The organism is Fluviicola sp. (assembly GCF_030151805.1).
In the GTDB taxonomy this organism is placed as follows: Bacteria; Bacteroidota; Bacteroidia; order Flavobacteriales_D; family Crocinitomicaceae; genus Fluviicola.
This window is the reverse complement of record NZ_JASLCN010000149.1, coordinates 1-3,410: the sequence shown is the minus strand read 5'-3', so window position 1 is coordinate 3,410 and position 3,410 is coordinate 1. Positions and strand designations below refer to the sequence as shown.

Annotated in this window: 2 protein-coding genes; one reads left to right on the top strand and one right to left on the bottom strand. The window is 39.9% G+C overall.

The annotated features are described in order from the left end of the window. Positions 1–192 precede the first annotated feature (192 nt). A complete protein-coding gene (locus Q1V93_RS05670; RefSeq protein ID WP_300662633.1) occupies positions 193–2,445 on the bottom strand; it encodes a M48 family metallopeptidase in 2,253 nt (750 codons plus the stop codon). 150 nt (positions 2,446–2,595) lie between these two features. Between Q1V93_RS05670 and Q1V93_RS05665 the strand changes: the two genes are divergently transcribed. Then, positions 2,596–3,410, top strand: an 815-nt coding sequence (locus tag Q1V93_RS05665) for a glycosyltransferase family 2 protein (protein ID WP_300662630.1), incomplete at its 3' end; no start/stop codon positions are given.

Here is a 3,410-nt window from a genome sequence, read left to right as displayed (position 1 = left end):
TTCAAATGTTCAAATGTTCAAATGTTCAAATGTTCAAATGTTCAAATGTTCAAATGTTCAAATGGATTTCTTCTAAACAACTTTTCAATTCTTCATTCTCCATTCTCCATTCTCTTCTTCATGAACCTTCTTTGAGCACATTATTCACATTTATCGGCTAATCAGTTTTAAGGTGAAAAGCTCTTCAAAATTTTAAAACTGTTTGATCAGATTGAAAAAGTCGGAGTAATACGGTGAATAATTCTCCGATGTTCCCGTTTTATGAATATGTCTCTGAACATACGAGTAGTTCTTTCCGCTTTTGGTATTGATCAGCATGGAGTACATATTCAAATCTTTTCCTTGTTTGATGGCTCTTGGAATATGAACAAAGTAAACGTAAGGAATGAAAGGTGCAACAATCGTTCCGGCAATAATTGTAAATCCGTCGAATTCAGGGAAGTAGAAATACTCGACCTGCGTGAAGAGAACCTGCGAAACACCGCGTGCCTGGGTGAATTCGTTAATCAAATCATAGTCGATCGACAAACAGTTGTTTCCGTTATTGGCACTGTTGATTTGCTCCATGTAAGCCAGGTAGGTATTGTATTCATTGAAATCCCGGGTAGTTCTTTGAATAATCGAATCCTGTGTCAGAATAATCGGGTTAAATCCTTGTTTTTGTGCTACAGAAGTAAGCGTTTTCATGTATGCTTTTTTAGCTGCGGCGAGTTCCCATGCTGCTTTAGGGGTTTTGGATTCCAAATGAATATTCGGTTCCACGATCACAATATCTTTAAAACTGGCTTCCTTTTTTGAACGTTCCGTTATATGCGCTTTCCATGCTTTTTCCTGGTCGCGCTTACTCAAAAGATAAAACTGTTCGGAAGCTTCTTTCATGGAATCGTTGTGTTCTTTCAGAGTAGTGAATTTTCGTACAAAAGAACTGTCGCGAAGAATGTCCGAAATGGCGTAAACAGCAAATTCCGTTGAATCGAAAACCGGAACAGATTGTGTCGAACGTTTTTCCTTGATACGGCTGTATTTTGAACCTTCAGCAGGAGGAGTTGTTTCCTTTTTTTCGGCTGTTTCATTGCTGGTTTTATTGATTGCATTCACCGAGGCCTGCTGATAGGTGAAAGGCTGATATTTGGATAAACTCACTGTTTGTTCCTGGCTGAAAGCTTCCACATAGAAGTTGTAGGATTCCTCAAAAAACGATTCTCCGGGGTGTTTTGCCCGCAGGTCATACACCACCCGCAACCCGATTGTAGCCAATTCGAAGGTATTGCACTTATTCAGAAATTTATACAGAAGAGAAGATTCACCTTCAATTTGCTCTGCTTTTTTGGTTTTTTCAAACTTGAATTTTAACTGAATGATGGACAACCACGCAAGGGTTTTCATTTTATCCAGATAAAGTGAATTCGGAAAGTCCTTCTCCAGCAAAAAGATCGTATAGAGCGCACTGAATTCACTGCCTTCAATGATATTCAACCGAATGTTTTCAAGGCGGCAGGTGGTCCGTATTTCAAAGAAAAGATCCTCGTTCAGTACAAACGAATTGGTTCCCCAGTCTGCATATTCTGAAATCGCCTTCTCAACCGCTACTTTTCGTTTTTTGATATTCGGATGAGAACTGTACGTATCGTTGTAATTCTCCTCAGCAGTGATCGGTTTAATTTTCACATTGATCTTCTTCTCCGGAATGGTCATGTTTTCCGTATTGAAGTAATTGAACGGAAATGCTACTTCATCAAAGGGAAGATAGGAATACATCAACACATCAAATGCGCCAATTAACTCTTCTGAAGAATACCCCATTTTGTGATACCTTTTCAATGCAAGCTGATCCGCTTCCAGTTCTTTCTCTTTCGAAAACTGGCTGAGTTCCAGGATTTGATCCTGCCGCTTGATCGGTCCAACTTTTTTGTAATTCAGGTATTCTTCATGGACATGTTTTTTCTCATAATGTGCAATTTCATGCGCCAGAACAAAAGCCAGCTGTGCTTCGGATGACAATTGAGAAATCAAACCGGTTGTCACGAAAATAATTCCAGGAGCCGTTGAAAAGGCATTTGTTTCGTTGGATTTAATGGTGTAAAACCGCAGTTCTTTGAGTAATTCCGGGTCGTCTTTTAATAATTTTGAAGCCAGATCCTGCAGGTAAACAGAAACTTCGTCACCGTAGGTCACGTAACCCGAATACAGGATTTCATCCAGGCGTTCGTGGATTTTTTTCAGGTAGTTTTGTGCTTCTAATTTTGTTTTAAAGGTGAGTTTATTCGCTGCAAGATCATTCAGTATTTTTTGGGAAACGGGCGTGCTGAAATCCGCAGGCATTTCACCTTTCGAAAGCAGGGTCTGATAATGGTTAAAATCTTGCTGGGACAGCGAGAAAAAGGAAGTGAGAACGATCAGTATACTTACCTGAAACGATTTGGAGATAGAATAAAGGTGATTCATTGTATTGCTTATAATCGGATGCAAAAGTAATCCAAAAATAAAAACCGGAAGCAGCTTGAGATTAATTCGGAACAAGTTCCTGCGAACAGAGTCAGACTCAGCTATTGTCAATCAAATAGAATCGCTATTTTTGTTCAAAAAGTTTAAACGTTGGAAAATCAACTTGAATTATCAATCGTCATTCCTTTATTCAATGAAGTAGAATCACTGCCGGAATTGCATGCGTGGATCAAACGTGTGTTGAATGAGCATAAACTCTCTTATGAAGTTATTTTCATTGACGATGGAAGTAAAGATGGTTCCTGGAAAGTGATTGAATCCCTGAAACTGGAAGATTCCAATGTTCGCGGAATCAAATTCCAACGTAATTACGGTAAATCTGCGGCACTTCATGTTGGTTTTGATGCTGCTTTGGGAAAAGTGGTTGTAACGATGGATGCTGATTTGCAGGATTCTCCGGACGAATTGCCGGAATTGCACCGCATGATCGTAGAAGATGATTTTGACGTAGTCTCCGGATGGAAGAAAAAGCGCTACGACCCGATTAGTAAAACAATCCCTACAAAATTATACAACTGGGCTGCACGCAGAATGACCGGAATTTACCTGCATGATTTTAATTGCGGGTTGAAAGCCTATAAAAATGTGGTTGTGAAAAGTATTGAGCTCTACGGAGATATGCACCGGTACATTCCGCCACTGGCAAAATATGCGGGTTTTAATAAAATAGGTGAGAAGGTTGTTGTTCACCAGGCACGCAAATACGGGACGACCAAATTCGGGTTAAACCGCTTTTTAAATGGTCCGCTGGATTTGATGACGGTTGCATTCATGGGGAAATTTGCTAAAAAACCGATGCATTTCTTCGGGGCAATGGGATCCTTGTTGTTCATCATCGGATTTGGAATCACGTTTTACCTGGCGATCGACAAGATATTCATTCATTCTACGGCAAAGAAATTGGC